Origin of the sequence: Acinetobacter johnsonii CIP 64.6, assembly GCF_000368045.1 — a bacterium.
GTDB classification, from domain to species: domain Bacteria; phylum Pseudomonadota; class Gammaproteobacteria; order Pseudomonadales; family Moraxellaceae; genus Acinetobacter; species Acinetobacter johnsonii.
Genome location: NZ_KB849236.1, coordinates 874,238 through 890,725, shown reverse-complemented (window position 1 = coordinate 890,725; position 16,488 = coordinate 874,238). Strand labels below are relative to the sequence as shown.

The following is a 16,488-nucleotide window of genomic DNA, read 5'->3' as shown; positions in this document are numbered from 1 at the left end:
CAATACATACATAAAACCGCCCTTCGAGGCGGTTTTATTCTATGAGCTGCATCGGCTCTTCATCACCAAACGTGTGGTTATACGTAACAATAATTCTATCGATCAGCTCATCATTATGCGGCACCAACAACCAATAGGGAGTTTCCCGCTCAATAACCAGCAAACTGAGTTCATAAGGCTCAATAAAAATTTTAATGTGGTTAAAAATAACATCAAAACTAAACTCAAAATCATAACCATGCATGTCTGAGGTTTCTTCTTCCTCACTGTCATACATTTGATAAAAAGACGCCATATCATCATTAATTTGGTTTTTCAGCTCATCTAAGTCAATACCTAGCTGTTGGAGGCGATGGCATTCATCAATACCATTTTGTCGAAAATCATCGAGTTCTATTTTTTGAATGTTTGAATAATAGCTATTCAACCAACGTACAAAGTGCTCGAACTCATCTTGTTCTTCTGGAATTGCGGTATCATTCAATTCTGGAAACGCGACCCTCAGGGATTCATACAGTGTCTTCCGCATTTATATACTCCTTTGGATGAGTGATATATTGGTATAAGGCAAAGCGCGGTTGATCGAAAATAGCGTGTCTGTATAAAGATGACATCTTGTGAAATTTGGCACAACATTCGTTAACAATCGACGTATAAAAAAATTTAAAGGAAAGATGACATGGCACAATTTGCAGTGATTGGTTTAGGAAGCTTTGGAGCCACAGTTGCAACTCAACTCATTGAACTGGGACATGATGTCATTGGTATCGATAGTGAAAAAAAATATGTTGAAAATATTTCTGAGCAGGTGACCCATGCTGTCATCGCCGACGCAACAGATGAACATGTCCTCGATGAATTAAATATTAAAAACTGCGATGCCGTGGTGGTCGCAATTGGTGAAAATATTGAAGCCAGTATTTTGTGTGTGCTGCACCTCAAAAATATTGGGGTTGAAAAAATTTGGGTCAAAGCCAAATCAAAGTCACACCATATGATTTTAAGCCATTTAGGGATTAGTAAAATTATTCACCCTGAAGAAGACATGGGCGTGCGGATTGCGCAGTCTTTATGCTATCCCATGGTCAGTCGCTATATGGCGCTTGAAGATAATCACTATATCGTCAAAATTGAAATTGATGAAAAACTACAAGGGACTCGCTTCCGCCAACTGATGGATCAAGCACCTGATTTGAAAACATTACTCCATAAACGTGGCAAAGACATTTTGTACAGCATTGACCCCAATTTAATTTTACAAGTGGGTGATATTCTAGTTGTTGAAGGTTTAGTTGAAACATTACGTCGTCTTTCAGCACGGTTCAAATCATGAAAAAAGTCAAAGAATGGCAAACCCCAAAAAACAGCACCATTAATTTAAGCCCGCCCAGCCTGCTGGCTTTGGGTTTTTTGAGCTTTATTATTATTGGGACTCTATTATTAAAGTTACCCATTTCACACTACGGTGAACTCAGTTGGATTAACTCTTTGTTCACCGCCAGCTCAGCAGTCACCATTACGGGACTGTCTGTGGTGAATGTCGGTGAAACTTTTACCGTAACAGGTAAAATCATCATCATGCTACTGATTCAAATTGGTGGCTTAGGCTTTATGACTTTTGCAATTTTAGCCGCACTGAGTCTGTCGACCAAACTCGGTTTAAAGCAACAAATCATGGCGCAAGAGACCATTGGTCAAACCAGCTTATCCAAAGTATCCTTCACCATTAAAGGTGTACTGCTATATTCCTTATTTTTTGAGGCGATCGGCACGGTTATTTTGACCATTGCATGGTTAGAAGATTACAATTTCAATCAAGCTCTGTTTTATGCGGCTTTTTATAGTGTATCCGCATTTAACAATGGTGGCTTTTCACTGTTTCCCAACAGTCTAATGAACTTCTCGGGTCAGTATCTCATTACCTTTACCATCAGTATGCTATATATCATTGGTGGGACAGGTTTTGTGGTGTTAATGGACATTAAGCGCAGCAAGCGCTGGAAAGGCTTAAGTACCAATAGCAAACTGATTTTATCCACCATTGCAGGCTTGAACCTGATAGCTTTTGTTCTTTTATGGGCAATTGAATCGAACAATCCCCTCACCTTAGCGCCAATGAGCTTAGGTGACCAAGCTTTAAATGCATGGTTCCATGCCACCGTGCCTCGTTCATCAGGCTTTAACAGTCTTGATTTGGCACAAATGAAAGATGCCTCGACCCTCGTGACCATGTTACTGATGTTCATTGGGGGCGGCTCGATGAGTACCGCAGGCGGGATTAAAGTAGGTACTTTTATTATTGTTTTACTCAGCGTGATTAGCTTCCTTCGACGCGAAGATGAAATTCGTGTGTTCAATCACTCTGTTTCTCAAAAAACCTCTTTTAAGGCGATGGCTGTCGTCTCTATTACCGCAGCACTTATTTTCTTAGGCATCTTTAGTTTATCTTTAATCGAACCTAATCATCAGTTTATGGATTTGTTATTTGAAGCTATTTCCGCTGCTTGTACTGTCGGTTTGTCACGTGGCATCACGGGTGAACTTCAACCTGCAAGTTTATTTATCCTGATGCTCTTGATGTTTGCAGGTCGTTTAGGTCCTTTAACACTGGCCTACCTGATTGCGACGCCAAAAAAGAGCCGTTTAAAACATCCAACTGCCGATATTCAAATTGGTTAAAACACCTAACACTTAAACATAAAAAAACCACGTATCAAACGTGGTTTTTTTATGTCTCTAAATTAGTACCAATTCATTAAGGACACACCCAAGCCCACATAAGTCGCTCGGTGGTTATAATCAATTAAGCTTTCGCCATAACCATCAAACAACTGGAAATGGCCACGCAACTTCCCTGAAATAGGAAAAGCCCAGTCAAACTGTGCAGCACCGCGCGCGTCATCGCCACCTTTTAAACTATGACGTAGCATGAGTGAAAAATCATGTTCATTCCAACGATAGAATGCTGTTAAATCACCCCGTCCGACATAATCCTTAATATCAGGGTTATTATCATTATCTGCATCTTCATCTAGACGGTACCAAGGGCGCAGCATGAGCGCAAAGTTGTCTCTTTCAAAACCCACATTCAACATGACACGGTTCCAACTACGCGACAGCGGATCGGAACGACCATTAGACTGGTGGTTGAAAGTTAATCCCAGTAAGCGACCATTTAAACCCAACAGTTCATAATTGGTACGGAAAACCAAACTGGCTTCAGGCTCATAGTTGGTTTCACGGAACGGACGTGATTCTTCACCGTTATACACCTGCCAACGAGAAGACTGGGTATAACCCAACCAAACATCGCCATTGTCTCCAAATAAGTTCTCGACTGCTTTGGTTTTTAAAGACAGTTGAAATTTCGCTTCCATCGACTTCAGGTTTTGCTCTCGATCGGCATTTACAGTATTGTTTTCATTTGGGCTCGATGGACGTTCATTTTTATCTGTCGTCCAAAAACCAGGCATTAAGTACACAGGTTGATAAGCACGAATATTCCAAGTCCCTAATTTACTTTCGGGTGAAAGCTCCCAACGGCTATCCATTAAAGATAAATTCGGGGATATTTTAGGACCTTCAGAAGCGAAAACAGAGCTCACACCTTGTGCAATTTTCCCTGTAATATTTTCAGGTTCTGGCGCAATTTCCATGGCTGCACGTTGCTCAGAAACAATGCGTGGCTTTACTGCTTCAGGAATTTTGAATAATGCATCATAACAAGCCAAACGGTCTGCATTCGATGCGAATGCAACACATGCCTCGGCTGTTGCAGGAGTTGCAGGTACTTCGGAAATTTGTGCATGTGTTTTAGCGACACCCAAAGTAGTGAGCACAGTCATGCTCAGTACTAAAGTTGAACGCTCAAATGATTTGAACGCCATACGACCCTCTTATTGTTTTACTGAACTTGTTGAATACTAAAACCTAACTCAATTAAAGTATCACGCTTCGCCATAGGTGCAACCACGGCTTTCGTTGGTTTTTGTTCAAGCAAGTATTGTACCGCCACACGTTGCAAGTCCTCTAAACTCACAGCCAAAAGACGGCTACGTAACTGCTTACGGAAGGCTGGTGTACGTGCATGTAAAAGTGCATAACATGCCGTAATCGCTTCACCCGCTGGTGAACCTGGTTTGTCCATACCCGCAATCAAACCTAAAATTGCTTCTTCAAGCTGATGTGGTTTTTGCTCAGTATTGAGCAACCATTGCACACTGGCTTCAAAGTCATTAAAAGTTTCAGCCAAACGCGGATCACGGTAGCTATAGAAGCGGAATGAACATGCATTGCCGTCATAACTTGCGCCACCACCATAAGCCCCACCTTTTTCACGAATTGCACTGTGTAAGAAACCATTACGCAAGTACGCTGCCAGCACCATCAGCGGTGCAGCATCTGGATGTGACACCTCAACAGCTTGATAAGCCGATGAACAGAATTGAACATTGGCTTGAATTAACCACGCCTCATATGCATCGGTATCGATCTGCTCAGCCGTTTTCAAACTTACAGTATGTTCAGGAATAGCTAACTTGTCCCACACATTTTGAACTTCTTCAACCAAACGGTCTGACTGATGTTCTTCACAGACCAACAAGAACTGTTTCGGTGCTTGTAACAGTTTTAAATGAATCGCTTTTAATTCATTGATCAAATCATCATAAACTGCTGCATCTTTTTCAATACGGCTGACCAGATCACCTAACCAGTTTAATGCGCCCAAGCCTGTGTTGTGATAATCACGTTTTGCCAAAGCACTGTGGTTACGTCCTGCAATTTGCATGGCATAACTGTGGCCTGAACCTGAAAGACGTGATGCCCAACGCGTTTTACGTTGTTGCAATAACTCAACAATGCGATCTTTTTCGTCAAAACGGAGTTGTTCAAACGCCAATTTTAACAAAGCAATACTGTCAAAATTACTCACCAACGATTTTGTGGTCAGCGTTAACCATGCACTGATTTGATTTTTATCATTCACTTGAGAGCGCAAAGAGGCACCCATACCTAAACCACCACTCACCGCAGTTTGTAGTTGTTGTAGTTCAAGATAGTCATACTGACCTGCACCGACTTCACCCATCAAAATGGACAGCAAGTTAAAGTAAGGTGACTGCACTACATCTTGCGGAATCTGGATCAGCACTTGGTTGTAGTAAATACCGTTCGTACCCGCATGATAAAGATTCAACGGATAATCGATACGATTTGAGATAATCTCGCGCAACTGCCCTTGTACAATTTGCAGTTCAGCAGGCACATCTTCCAAGCCCACTTTTGGCAGAAGGTTAAGGTCATCTGGGGTATCTTGACGGACTTTAAGTGCTTCAGTTTGTGCTTCAATTTCTGCTTTTTCAGCTCCTGTTAGCTGTGCACCAATTTCGGCTAAACGTGCTTTTTCTGCCGCCGCTTCCACTGCAGATTTATTGGCATCAGGCACCAAAGTCATTTGTACACGGTGCGGGTTATCAATCAAATAGGTTTTGATTAAGTTTGACAACCACATTGGATCTTTCAATTCTTCTTTTACCGCAGCAATGGCTGAGTCCACATCCCATACAGTGACTGGGTCGCTGTGGTGAATCGCACTGCCCAAACCATTTAAAATCAGGCTTAGACCATAAGGCATACCATCGCCATTGATTTCACGTTGGTGCAATTCAATTTGATGTAAAATCGCATCGACCATGTTTTGATCAACAGGTTTTGAAGCGACGTCTTCTAAAACCTTAAACACACCTGCTTTAAACTCAGCTGTATGTTCAGGGTTTGAACCCTGTACGCCACAGTAGAATGTCATTTCATAATTTGAATCATCTACTCCCATAATCGGGCCAGTAGACTGTGCATAACCACAGGTCTCAAGGTAATGACGTAACGGAGAAGCCGAATCTTCTAACAATACACCTTCGACAAGACGCATACCTAGGCGTAGTTTTATCTCACTGGCTTTAGGCAATAACCACGAAATAATGTGATAAGTTTTGTCTTTTAAATCTTCTGCATCTACCGCATAGGTTTCGGTCACTTCTAGCGGCGCAGTCAGGCGTCGCTCTTCTTTAGAAAAGAGCGTTTCACCTTTTGAAAACTTCGCCAAGGCTAAAGTTTCAAACTGCTCTTGTAGATTGTAAGCAGGCTCATTACCAAAGGTCATGAAAACTGCGTTACTTGGGTGATAATGTGACTTGTAGAAATCCACTAACTCAGGATAAGTCAAGTCCGGAATATCTTTAGGGTCGCCACCTGAGTTGTAGTGGTAAGTGGTTTCAGGGAATAAGTGATGCGCTAACTGATGATACAACTGGTCTGAAGGAGAACTCATTGCCCCTTTCATTTCGTTGAAAACCACACCTTTATAAACAGGCTCACCGTTTTCAAGCTCAATGCGGATCCCTTCTTGGGCAAAATCCAACGGATTCAAATTGGCTGCAAAAGCAGCATCTAAATACACTTCGAGTAAATTTTGGAAATCTTTTTTATTCTGAGTCGCAAATGGATACGCTGTCCAGTCCGCCGCAGTAAAGGCGTTCATAAAAGTATTCAGTGAGCGACGAATCATTAAAAAGAACGGATCACGAACAGGGAATTTTTCCGAACCACACAGTGCTGTGTGTTCTAAAATATGCGCTTCGCCTTTTGAATCCATAGGTTGGGTGCGAAATGCAACCAAGAATACATTTTCATCATGATTGGTGGCCAAGTGATAATGCACTGCCCCAGTGACTTTATGTTTATATTCAGACACTAAAATGTCTAAAGCTTCAACATGGTGTTGACGTACCAACTGAAACGCAGGATGTACAGTTTGAGAAATGGTTTCAGTGACATCTACAGTCATGTGATCTCCTAACAATAATTAATACACTGCCTGCATTATAGCTTTAGTTGTCAAAAGATTTCACGCTGAAAACCCGAGTAATTTGCTGGAAATTTGAAAAGCATCTCACTGCTTTCCAAATTTCAGTCTTTTTTAGGGAAGCGTTCTCAAAAGTAAAACTAGATGAGATATTTAAAATAATTATAGTTCGGGTGATTTTCCACAAAAACATAGTTTTGCTTCTGATAGAAACTGGCTGCGGACAAATCCGCGGTATTTAAACACAGCGCAGAAAAGTTCGGACGTGCACATTTTTCTAAATGTGCCAACAACTGACGACCCACACCGCTCTTACGGTATTTAGGATGTACATAAAAACGGCGTACGCGCCCAATCCGCGCCTCGATTTCATTTTCACCCCATTGTTGATTTAAACCGCCACAGGCAATTAATTGGTCTTGATCATAGGCCAATAACAACACTTCACCCTTTTGATCAAAACGATTTTTTCCGCTTTGATATTCTTCGATCAAGCGGGTCAACGGTTCATATCCTTCTTTTGCCGCAAGTTGTGCTAAAGCTTGTATTTGAGGAGGTAATTGTTCTGCCGCTTGAATTAAAATTTCCATCTAAACTTCCTTGAATATGAGCAAAGCCATTTCACTACATTTGCCACGTAAATAAAATGAATTTTCCTCAACAAACTACAGCAATCTTGAGCATTGGTGTAAAATGTCGCTTTATTTTCAATACGTGACGAAAAAAGACATGGCAACTGTTGATCTTTTTGCAATTGGTAATGCACTAATCGACCAAGAATTTAAAGTCTCTGACGACTTCCTTATTCAACAACATTTGCAAAAAGGCACTATGCAGTTAACTGATGGTGAAACACAAGCAGATCTTTACAAAAAATTAAAAGAAACACAAAGCTATAAAGGTCAGGCTTCAGGTGGTTCAGCAGCCAACACCACCGTTGCTTTTAGTGCCTTGGGTGGTTCAGCATTTTATGCATGCCGCGTGGGTAATGATGAACTAGGGCAAACTTACCTCAATGGTTTACACGAAGCAGGCATTAAAAACACTGAAAAATCAATCAGTGAAGGCGTAACAGGCACGTGTATGGTTTTAGTCAGTGAAGACTCTGAACGCACTATGCATACCTATTTGGGGATCACGGCCGAGTTAACTGAACAACAGATTGACTTTGAACCCTTAAAAACAGCGAAATGGCTCTATATCGAAGGTTATCTTTCAACCAGCGATAGCGCACGTGTAGCTGTCAAGCAGGCTCGTGAAATTGCCAAAGCTCATGGTGTTAAAATTGCATTAACCCTATCTGACCCTGCGATGGTGCAATACGCGCGTCATGGTTTAGATGAAATGATTGCAGATGGCGTGGAATTATTGTTCTGTAACCAACAAGAAGCCATGATGTACACCGAAACCGAAACAGTTGAGGCGGCTTTAGCAAAACTTAAAACACTGAGCCAGCATGTGGTGATTACGCTTTCGGCGGAAGGTGCACTTATTTCAAATGCACAGGAAACATTTAATGTCGCGGGTCGTAAAGTACACGCTATCGATGCCAATGGTGCAGGTGATGCCTTTGCTGGTGCCTTCCTTTATGCAGTAAATGCGGGCTTAGGCTTACATACAGCTGCGCAACTTGCAATTTTAATTTCAAGTGAAGTGGTGTCACAGTTCGGCCCTCGTTTGGCTGTGGCAGATTACGCTGAATTGTTCCAACAACTGCAAAAGGAATGTGCATGATGCAAAAAATTTGCATGACGGAAGACATCCCAGAACGCGAAGCGCGTTCTTTTGAAACACCTAAAGGGGATACGATTTTTATCACCCAACGTGACGGTGCCTTCTTTGCTTACCAAAACATTTGCCCGCATTTGCAAGTTGAACTTGAATTTTTGGAAAACCAGTTTTTAGACCGCGATCAAGAATTTATTGAATGTTCGACCCATGGTGCGTTGTTTATGGTGGAAACAGGTGAATGCATTTCTGGCCCATGCCAAGGTGAAGCACTTGAAAAAGTAGCGATTACCGTGCATTCTGACGGCGGGATTTATCTCACAGAAGAATAATGAAATTGGACGTTCACCATGTATGAGTTGCTACATCACCCTGACTTGATGCTCTTTCATTTCAGCTTATTGACTTTAGTCATACTCAGCATGGTGGAAACCTTAGGCTACTTTTTTAAATCCCGCCCAAGTCATTTCCTCAAAAGGCTCTCGCCGCAAAAACTGACTGAATATCCACTGCTGGACGTTAAGTTTTCTAAAGTGCTGATTGTCGTTTTTCTCTTACTTAATTTTAGTGTTGCAGGTTATTTCCTTCAGTTCTGCATCTACGCCAAAGAACAAGCGTTTACTTCGGCTTACTATCTGATCTTGCCTGCGCTAATTATTGCAATTTTCTTTACCGTTTTTATGATCCACTGTTTGGATCAAGTTATTAAACCCAGACCAGATAAAAAACAAACCAACTTACTGGGTCGTCTGGCGACTATCTCCAGCGGGAATGCACGCCCCGGTTTTTCGGCTCAAGCTCGCGTTCGCGATGAATATGGTCAACTCCACTATGTGCAAGTTGAACCTGAGTTTGGTGAAATTGAATTTCAGTCACAAATTATTCTCATTCGTCTAAAAAAGTCGCATTACATAGCAAAGAAAATTTCAAAATCCAATCAACTTTTTAGTGGTGAAAATACGCGCTAAACAAGCACTCAATCTGACCTCGTTTCAACGCTGTACGTCTATATAAGCATGTTTATCCTTTGCCATGGCCTATACCCTACCAAGATATTGATAGCGTCAGCCTCCAACAAACGCCTCACAACGCGCTGTTTAAATCGAACCCTTGCCTCATCTTCTTGCTCAATCTTTTTAAAGTAATCTTTCATTCACAATCCAGCTTTCTACAATTTAAAAATATTTGCGCAAAATAAGATCAGGATGAGAATTTTACTCTCCGCCTCTGCCTTCAAGCTCATATGACACAATAAAAGACTTTTTAAATATTAATTCGATTTTCAATTCCTAATTTCCTTGTGATGTATGCAACAGATCAAATCATTCATGATTCATATCCGTTAAAATCTATCATTTAAAAGCCCTATCACTTTTATTATCTTAAAACGAATTATCAATAAAATAACGATGAACGTTAAATATAAGCGTTTTAGTCGGATTTAAAATAAATATATACAAGTATTTTAGTCAGGTATTTAAATATAAACACAAGTAATTTGGTCAACTTAAAAATACAAAAATATTAGTTTATTTTTCATCACATAATTATTTTAAGTACATGTATTTAAAAGACTTAATAATATATTTTTTATTTAAGTTTAAAGACTATTTATCTTTTGTATGTTTTTGTTTAATAATATAAAGCAAGTTAAAAAATAGGCTTTGTGAAATGAGCTTAGTCCCCAAAAATCTCAATCAAAAAGTCACCAGAGAAATTGTGGCCATTTTAATCATTAAGGTGATTATTTTAATGGTCATTAAGAACATCTGGTTTGACGCCCCGACTATTCCTAAAAATTTTGACAATCAAGTTGCTGAGCGTATTGCAGGCAATCCATCCCCAATCAAGGAGACACGTTGATGATATCTGAAAGCGTGGTCGATCTTTCGCGGTTCCAGTTCGCTATGACCGCGATGTATCACTTTATTTTTGTTCCACTTACACTGGGGCTTGCCTTTATTCTTGCCATTATGGAAACCACCTATGTGATTTCAGGTAAAGAAATTTATAAAGACATGACCAAGTTTTGGGGGAAACTCTTCGGTATTAACTTCGCTTTAGGGGTCACTACTGGCTTAACCATGGAGTTCCAGTTCGGGACTAACTGGGCATATTACTCACACTATGTGGGGGATATTTTCGGTGCTCCATTAGCCATTGAAGGATTAATGGCATTCTTCTTAGAATCGACATTCATCGGTCTGTTCTTCTTTGGATGGGATCGCTTATCCAAAGTGCAGCACTTATGTGTGACATGGCTGGTTGCACTCGGTTCTAATATGTCTGCCTTATGGATTTTGGTTGCAAATGGTTGGATGCAAAACCCTGTCGGTTCTGTATTTAACTATGAAACCATGCGCATGGAACTGGTAGATTTTGGTGCTCTCATTTTTAACCCAGTTGCACAGGTAAAATTTGTACATACCGTGTCTGCGGGTTATGTGACAGGCGCTATTTTCGTCCTTGCTATTTCAAGCTACTACTTACTGAAAAAACGCGATATTCCGTTTGCACGTCGTTCATTTGCCATTGCCGCAATTTTTGGTTTAGCTTCAACACTTTCAGTGATTTTACTGGGCGATGAGTCAGGTTATGAACTCGGTGATGTTCAGAAAACTAAACTCGCAGCCATTGAAGCGGAATGGGATACTCACCCTGCACCGGCACCCTTTACTTTGTTTGGTATTCCAAATAAAGAAACCATGACTACAGATTATGCAGTGAAAATTCCATATGTGATGGGTCTTATTGCAACACGTTCTTTAGACAAAGAAGTGACTGGCATTAAAGATTTGATCGTACAACACGAAGATCGTATTCGTAACGGTATGGTGGCTTACTCACAACTGGAAAAACTACGCGCGGGTGATACTTCTCCAGAACTAAAAGCTGCATTTGCTGAAACTCAAAAAGACTTGGGTTATGGCTTACTGCTGAAAAAATACACACCAAATGTAGTTGATGCATCTGAAGATCAAATTAAATCTGCTGCAAAAGACACGATTCCGCACGTACCAAGCTTATTCTGGGCATTCCGTGCCATGGTTGTATCTGGTTTCCTTATGCTGTTGTTATTTGCTCTAGCAACCTTTGCTGTGGCAAAACGCAATGCAGAAAACAAACCATGGTTACTGAAGTTCGCGCTTTTCGCTCTGCCTCTGCCATGGATTGCTGCACAAACAGGTTGGTATGTTGCTGAAGTAGGTCGTCAACCGTGGACGATTGGTGAAGTTCTACCTACACACTTGTCAGCATCAAGCTTAAGCACAGGTGATGTTTGGGGTTCTATCGCTGCCTTAGCTGCGTTCTATACCGTTCTTTTGATTATTGAAATGTATTTAATGATCAAATTCTCACGTCTTGGTCCAAGTTCGCTTCACACTGGTAAATACCATTTTGAAAAACTTGAAGCAGCTCGTAATGAGGAGACTCAAGCATGATCGAATATGAATTACTCAAAATCATTTGGTGGGTTTTAGTCGGCGTCTTGCTGATTGGCTTTGCCCTCACCGATGGCTTCGATATGGGCTCTATGGCGATCATGCCATTTGTGGGCAAAACAGATGAAGAACGCCGTGCGGCTATCAACACCATTGCTCCGCACTGGGACGGTAACCAAGTTTGGTTCATTACTGCTGGCGGCGCATTGTTTGCCGCATGGCCAATGGTTTATGCAACAGCATTCTCAGGCATGTATTGGGCGCTACTTTTAGTACTGTTTGCCCTATTCTTACGACCTGTAGGTTTTGACTACCGCTCTAAACTACAAAATACCAAATGGCGTACGTCATGGGACTGGGGTTTAGCAGTCGGTGGTGCTGTACCTGCACTGGTCTTCGGTGTGGCATTTGGCAACATGTTCTTAGGCGTGCCATTTAGTTTAGATGATACCGTCCGCTCAACCTACACAGGGAGCTTCTTTGCTCTACTCAACCCATTTGCTTTAGTCTGCGGCCTAGTTAGTTTATCAATGCTGTGCGCACACGGCGGTGCATGGCTCATGCTTCGTACCGATGGTGACTTACGCAGACGCTCAGCACAAGCAACGAAACTTATGGGCATTGTTTATCTCATCTGTTTCTTAGGTGCTGGTGCTTGGTTGTACTTTGGTGGAATCGAAGGTTATACCTTAGTGACTCCATTTGACACCAACGGTGTTGCTAACCCATTGGCAAAAGAAGTCTTGACCAATGCCAATCATGGCTGGATGAACAACTACTCGACTTACCCAATTACTATGATTGCGCCTATCGCAGGTATCTTAGGTGGTTTAATTGTGGTGCTTGCAGCAAGCAAGAACAAAGCAGGCTTTAGCTTCTTGGGTTCAAGTCTAGCAGTCGTAGGTGCAATTTTAACTGCTGGTTTTGCGCTGTTCCCATTCTTAATGCCATCAAGCATTCAACCTGTTGCAAGCTTGACCATGTGGGATGCAGTTTCAAGTAAAACAACGTTAACTGTAATGACAGTTGCGGCATGTATCTTTGTCCCACTCATTTTGTGCTATACCACTTGGTGTTACTACAAAATGTGGGGTGTTATTACCAACACACACATTAAAGAGAATTCACACAGCCTTTACTAAGGCTGTGTCTAAGGAGATCAAGTTATGTGGTATTTTGCATGGATTCTCGGCATTTTGATGGCTTGCTTTGCAGGTGTACTCAGTGCTCTGTATATCGAACATCATCAAGACCTTGATGAGGAATAAACCATGACAGACGTTGCTATGGAAAACCAAACTGTAGATAAAAAGCCGAACAAATTTGCGATGCTAATTTCCTGCCTATTGGCCTTTCCACTTGCAGCGGTGTTGTTAGTGCATCCAGCTGCTATGTTGGATGACAATGGTCACTATAGCCACAGTGCACTGATGTATATCATGATTGGTATCTCAGGTGGCTTTATCCACGGTGTTGGCTTCGTGCCACGCCACTGGATTTGGAAATGGCTGTTTAGCCCGTTTCTATCGTGGCCACTGATGATCTGGGGTTATTACACTTGGTTCTTCAGTTAAATAAAAAAGCCCTCATTGACTGAGGGCTTTTTTATGGTCCGCTATTAGTGGATTCTACATTTCAGCCATGACGCCAATAATGCCATTAATAATCATATCTACCGCAATAGTCCCAATCAGTAAGGCCGACAGTCGCCCGACAATATCAACATAACGGTCAATATATTTGGCATGCTTGTAACGCAAATGGTCATGCGCAAATTTCATTAAAATCATCAAGCCACAGGTCAACGCCAAAGTCAGGAAAATAATCATGGCCGCACCACTGATTGGCAGTGCCATACCTGTCACCACAGCAGCACTGATGGTTCCTGGACCAATCATAAAAGGCATCGCAATGGTTCCTGCCAAATGCTCAGGCGCACCACGCATTTCACCAATGGTATCTGCTCCCTGAAACACGTAGCGATAACCAATCACCAAGAAGATCAGACCACCAAATATTTGAAAGGCTTCAAAGCGTACATTTAAATATTTACTAAAAATCGCTTCCCCACCCCATGCGAACAGCATAAATACTATAAAAGCAATGAGACAGCCCTGAATCAAGGCCTTATTAAACACTTTAGCTTCGGAGTTCCGAATCATGCCAATCATGTAAATACTCATTAAAAACGGATTCAGCAATGAGAAAAACAAAGCAAAAGCATGTAAATATGAGGTCAATATGGTTCCTCCTAATTATCCTTGAGGGTCTGGAAATAAGGGACGATTCCCCGGACTGATTCGATTGATATGTAAGAAGGTCATGTGGCGTTCATAACGATCCAGCACATCATTAATCACTTGCTCTTTGGTATAACCAACAAGATCATTGCCTTGAGAACCTTCATACAAATAGGTCTCAAGACGATAATAGAAGCGTTTGCCCAGTTTGCCGCGTTCACTAAAAGTCGGGGCGATATAGCGTACTGGCCAAATTTGATAGACAAAGTTTTGCTCTTCTTCCAAATGAATCATCAAATCTAAATGATACAGATTTGGGTCTTCTTCTAGCGCACTTTCTTGAACACTGATGTCGATACCTCGTTTTTGCATTTCTTCTGCAACGGCCATTACCGCAGGTCGGCAGATGTCATCGAGCATACGCCGAGTATCAGTTGTTCCTGGATGGTGCATGACTCGGGACAAACGCTTTTTCCAGTTGAGGATGTCGACATTGCCCACCACGGGTGCGGCATTTAAACTGCTACTGGCTTGTCGATAGTCTTCTAACCGCAGTGATTTATACAAACCTGCCATCACCAAGAACATCACAAAACTAAACGGCAACCCCATAATAATCGTGGCATTTTGTAGTGCCGTAATCCCGTTAGCCATCAACATTGCAAGGGTCAATAAACCAATCGCTATGGCCCAGAATACACTCAACCATCGCGGTGCATCATGATCGACATTGGTAAATTGAGTAGTGAAATTACCCAATACCAGTGCACCAGAGTCCGCTGAGGTCACATAAAAGAGTAAACCAGTAATTGTGGCTACACCTGCAATAAACGGAAACCATGGATACTGTGCTAGCAAGTCATAAAAACCATGCGCAGGATTTGCAATGACACTTTGTGCAAGGGCTAAATTACCATCAAAAATCACACTATTTAGTGCACTATTTCCAAATATTGATAACCACGTGAGTGTGAAAAACAGAGGAATAATAAGGGTCCCACTAACAAACTCACGAATGGTTCGACCTCGTGAAATCCGTGCTAAAAACAAACCTACAAATGGTGACCAAGCCACCCACCATGCCCAAAAGAACAATGTCCAACTGTTCATCCATTCTTTCGGTTGTTGAAAGGCAAAACTTTCCAAAGTCATGCTTGGAAAACGGTTAATGTAGTCTCCAATATTTTGCACAAAAGCATTCAGTAAAAATTCGGTATTGCCTAAAAACAAAATAAACAGCATCAACCCAACAGAAACATAAATATTGATCTCAGAGAGAACTCGCAGTCCCTTATTCACCCCTGAAGTCACTGAAATAATGGTCATTACCACCGCAACCACAATTAATGCGGTTTGCATCCAAAGGTTTTCAGGTAAATCAAACAACACATGTAAGCCATAGTTCAGCTGTACTACCCCAATCCCGCAGGTCGTCGCAATACCAAAAATAGTCCCGATGACCGCTGCGGTATCAACACTATGACCAATCGGCCCATGAATCTTATTGCCAAAGATCGGATATAAAGCAGAGCGAATAGTCAGTGGTAAGTTATAGCGATAACTAAAATATCCCAATGCCATGCCAATCAAGGCATACATACACCACCCAGTTAGACCATAGTGAAACAGGGTCCACACCATGCCTTGACGTGCAGCCTCTAGGGTCTGCCCCTCACCCACGGGTGGATGCATATAGTGGGATAAAGGTTCCGCTACCGAGAAAAACATCAAATCGATGCCGATCCCAGCTGAGAACAGCATTGCAGACCAACTTAAAAGACTAAATTCAGGCTTGGAATGTTTGGGGCCTAATTTGATGTTGCCATAGCGAGAACAGGCAATAAAAATGACAAAGACCATATACAAGGTCGCTGCGAGTAAGTAATACCAACTAAAAGTTGAACTTACCCACGCCAAAACCATATTTAAGGTTCGGTTAGCAAAGTCATTAAACAAAATGGTGGTAAGAGAAAAAATTAAAATAATGAGAGCTGAAATATAAAAGACCACACCATTTAAACGGTCTTTAGGCGCTAATGTTTGATCATCAACTGCTCTTGGATTATCTGTTGCCATACAATCCTCAAGAAAGTAAATAAAAAAAGACAAAAGCCAATTTTTAAACTTCTCGTGGTCGAGAGCTTAAAAATCGACTAACGAAATCGACAGTATTTTTATCAGAAATAAAAACGCTATCTTCTTTAAACCTGAAGGT

Annotated in this window: 16 protein-coding genes; 10 read left to right on the top strand and 6 right to left on the bottom strand. The window is 41.5% G+C overall.

From position 1 onward, the window contains the following. Positions 1 to 34: 34 nt before the first annotated feature. Positions 35 to 529 (bottom strand): hypothetical protein, encoded by a 495-nt coding sequence (locus tag F986_RS15400; protein WP_004696681.1) that lies wholly within the window; start codon positions 527 to 529, stop codon positions 35 to 37. A 150-nt stretch (positions 530 to 679) separates the two neighbouring features. Between F986_RS15400 and F986_RS15395 the strand changes: the two genes are divergently transcribed. Further along, complete coding sequence (locus tag F986_RS15395; RefSeq protein WP_004696678.1) at positions 680 to 1,333, top strand: potassium channel family protein; 654 nt, start codon at positions 680 to 682, stop codon at positions 1,331 to 1,333. Further along, positions 1,330 to 2,679, top strand: coding sequence for a TrkH family potassium uptake protein (locus tag F986_RS15390; RefSeq protein ID WP_004696676.1), 1,350 nt, complete (start codon positions 1,330 to 1,332; stop codon positions 2,677 to 2,679). Before F986_RS15395 ends, F986_RS15390 begins: the two co-directional genes overlap by 4 nt. Positions 2,680 to 2,741: 62 nt before the next feature. Here the strand turns inward: F986_RS15390 and F986_RS15385 are convergent, their stop codons facing one another. The 3 genes from F986_RS15385 to F986_RS15375 form a co-directional block, all read right to left on the bottom strand. Continuing rightward, on the bottom strand, positions 2,742 to 3,887 hold the full coding sequence (locus F986_RS15385; protein ID WP_004696675.1) for a phospholipase A: 1,146 nt from the start codon (positions 3,885 to 3,887) through the stop codon (positions 2,742 to 2,744). 17 nt (positions 3,888 to 3,904) lie between these two features. After that, entirely contained in the window at positions 3,905 to 6,844 is a 2,940-nt protein-coding gene (locus F986_RS15380; protein WP_004696672.1) for an insulinase family protein, read from the bottom strand. A 158-nt stretch (positions 6,845 to 7,002) separates the two neighbouring features. Continuing rightward, entirely contained in the window at positions 7,003 to 7,452 is a 450-nt protein-coding gene (locus F986_RS15375; protein WP_004696669.1) for a GNAT family N-acetyltransferase, read from the bottom strand. Between the two features lie 139 nt (positions 7,453 to 7,591). Between F986_RS15375 and F986_RS15370 the strand changes: the two genes are divergently transcribed. The 8 genes from F986_RS15370 to F986_RS15335 all read left to right on the top strand — a co-directional run bounded on the left by F986_RS15370 (position 7,592) and on the right by F986_RS15335 (position 13,607). Further along, entirely contained in the window at positions 7,592 to 8,596 is a 1,005-nt protein-coding gene (locus tag F986_RS15370) for an adenosine kinase (protein ID WP_026056481.1), read from the top strand. A 14-nt stretch (positions 8,597 to 8,610) separates the two neighbouring features. Continuing rightward, positions 8,611 to 8,922, top strand: coding sequence for a Rieske (2Fe-2S) protein (locus F986_RS15365; protein ID WP_010326961.1), 312 nt, complete (start codon positions 8,611 to 8,613; stop codon positions 8,920 to 8,922). An 18-nt stretch (positions 8,923 to 8,940) separates the two neighbouring features. After that, positions 8,941 to 9,558, top strand: coding sequence for an OB-fold-containig protein (locus F986_RS15360; protein ID WP_004696662.1), 618 nt, complete (start codon positions 8,941 to 8,943; stop codon positions 9,556 to 9,558). Between the two features lie 703 nt (positions 9,559 to 10,261). Continuing rightward, positions 10,262 to 10,453: a cytochrome oxidase putative small subunit CydP gene (gene cydP / locus F986_RS15355; protein WP_004696660.1), complete on the top strand. Its 192-nt coding sequence runs from the start codon at positions 10,262 to 10,264 to the stop codon at positions 10,451 to 10,453. Next, complete coding sequence (locus F986_RS15350) at positions 10,453 to 12,033, top strand: cytochrome ubiquinol oxidase subunit I (protein WP_004696658.1); 1,581 nt, start codon at positions 10,453 to 10,455, stop codon at positions 12,031 to 12,033. The genes cydP and F986_RS15350 overlap by 1 nt, the downstream gene beginning before the upstream one ends. Beyond that, entirely contained in the window at positions 12,030 to 13,175 is a 1,146-nt protein-coding gene (gene cydB / locus F986_RS15345; protein ID WP_004696656.1) for a cytochrome d ubiquinol oxidase subunit II, read from the top strand. Before F986_RS15350 ends, cydB begins: the two co-directional genes overlap by 4 nt. Before the next feature lie 24 nt (positions 13,176 to 13,199). Beyond that, entirely contained in the window at positions 13,200 to 13,301 is a 102-nt protein-coding gene (gene cydX / locus F986_RS18105) for a cytochrome bd-I oxidase subunit CydX (RefSeq protein WP_002120988.1), read from the top strand. Positions 13,302 to 13,304: 3 nt separating this feature from the next. Next, positions 13,305 to 13,607: a cyd operon YbgE family protein gene (locus F986_RS15335; protein WP_004696655.1), complete on the top strand. Its 303-nt coding sequence runs from the start codon at positions 13,305 to 13,307 to the stop codon at positions 13,605 to 13,607. A gap of 54 nt (positions 13,608 to 13,661) precedes the next feature. Here F986_RS15335 and F986_RS15330 read toward each other — a convergent pair whose 3' ends face one another. After that, positions 13,662 to 14,276 carry a MarC family protein gene (locus F986_RS15330; protein WP_004981851.1) on the bottom strand — a complete coding sequence of 205 codons (615 nt, stop codon included), beginning with the start codon at positions 14,274 to 14,276 and terminating at the stop codon, positions 13,662 to 13,664. Between the two features lie 12 nt (positions 14,277 to 14,288). Next, positions 14,289 to 16,349 (bottom strand): choline transporter, encoded by a 2,061-nt coding sequence (locus tag F986_RS15325; protein ID WP_004696649.1) that lies wholly within the window; start codon positions 16,347 to 16,349, stop codon positions 14,289 to 14,291. Positions 16,350 to 16,488 lie beyond the last annotated feature (139 nt).

Excerpts from the sequence above, each read along its gene's own strand:
- F986_RS15400 (WP_004696681.1), bottom strand. The coding sequence starts at position 529 with ATGCGGAAGACACTGTATGAATCCCTGAGGGTCGCGTTTCCAGAATTG.
- F986_RS15395 (WP_004696678.1), top strand. The coding sequence starts at position 680 with ATGGCACAATTTGCAGTGATTGGTTTAGGAAGCTTTGGAGCCACAGTT.
- F986_RS15390 (WP_004696676.1), top strand. The coding sequence starts at position 1,330 with ATGAAAAAAGTCAAAGAATGGCAAACCCCAAAAAACAGCACCATTAAT.
- F986_RS15385 (WP_004696675.1), bottom strand. The coding sequence starts at position 3,887 with ATGGCGTTCAAATCATTTGAGCGTTCAACTTTAGTACTGAGCATGACT.
- F986_RS15380 (WP_004696672.1), bottom strand. The coding sequence starts at position 6,844 with ATGACTGTAGATGTCACTGAAACCATTTCTCAAACTGTACATCCTGCG.
- F986_RS15375 (WP_004696669.1), bottom strand. The coding sequence starts at position 7,452 with ATGGAAATTTTAATTCAAGCGGCAGAACAATTACCTCCTCAAATACAA.
- F986_RS15370 (WP_026056481.1), top strand. The coding sequence starts at position 7,592 with ATGGCAACTGTTGATCTTTTTGCAATTGGTAATGCACTAATCGACCAA.
- F986_RS15365 (WP_010326961.1), top strand. The coding sequence starts at position 8,611 with ATGACGGAAGACATCCCAGAACGCGAAGCGCGTTCTTTTGAAACACCT.
- F986_RS15360 (WP_004696662.1), top strand. The coding sequence starts at position 8,941 with ATGTATGAGTTGCTACATCACCCTGACTTGATGCTCTTTCATTTCAGC.
- cydP (WP_004696660.1), top strand. The coding sequence starts at position 10,262 with ATGAGCTTAGTCCCCAAAAATCTCAATCAAAAAGTCACCAGAGAAATT.
- F986_RS15350 (WP_004696658.1), top strand. The coding sequence starts at position 10,453 with ATGATATCTGAAAGCGTGGTCGATCTTTCGCGGTTCCAGTTCGCTATG.
- cydB (WP_004696656.1), top strand. The coding sequence starts at position 12,030 with ATGATCGAATATGAATTACTCAAAATCATTTGGTGGGTTTTAGTCGGC.
- cydX (WP_002120988.1), top strand. The coding sequence starts at position 13,200 with ATGTGGTATTTTGCATGGATTCTCGGCATTTTGATGGCTTGCTTTGCA.
- F986_RS15335 (WP_004696655.1), top strand. The coding sequence starts at position 13,305 with ATGACAGACGTTGCTATGGAAAACCAAACTGTAGATAAAAAGCCGAAC.
- F986_RS15325 (WP_004696649.1), bottom strand. The coding sequence starts at position 16,349 with ATGGCAACAGATAATCCAAGAGCAGTTGATGATCAAACATTAGCGCCT.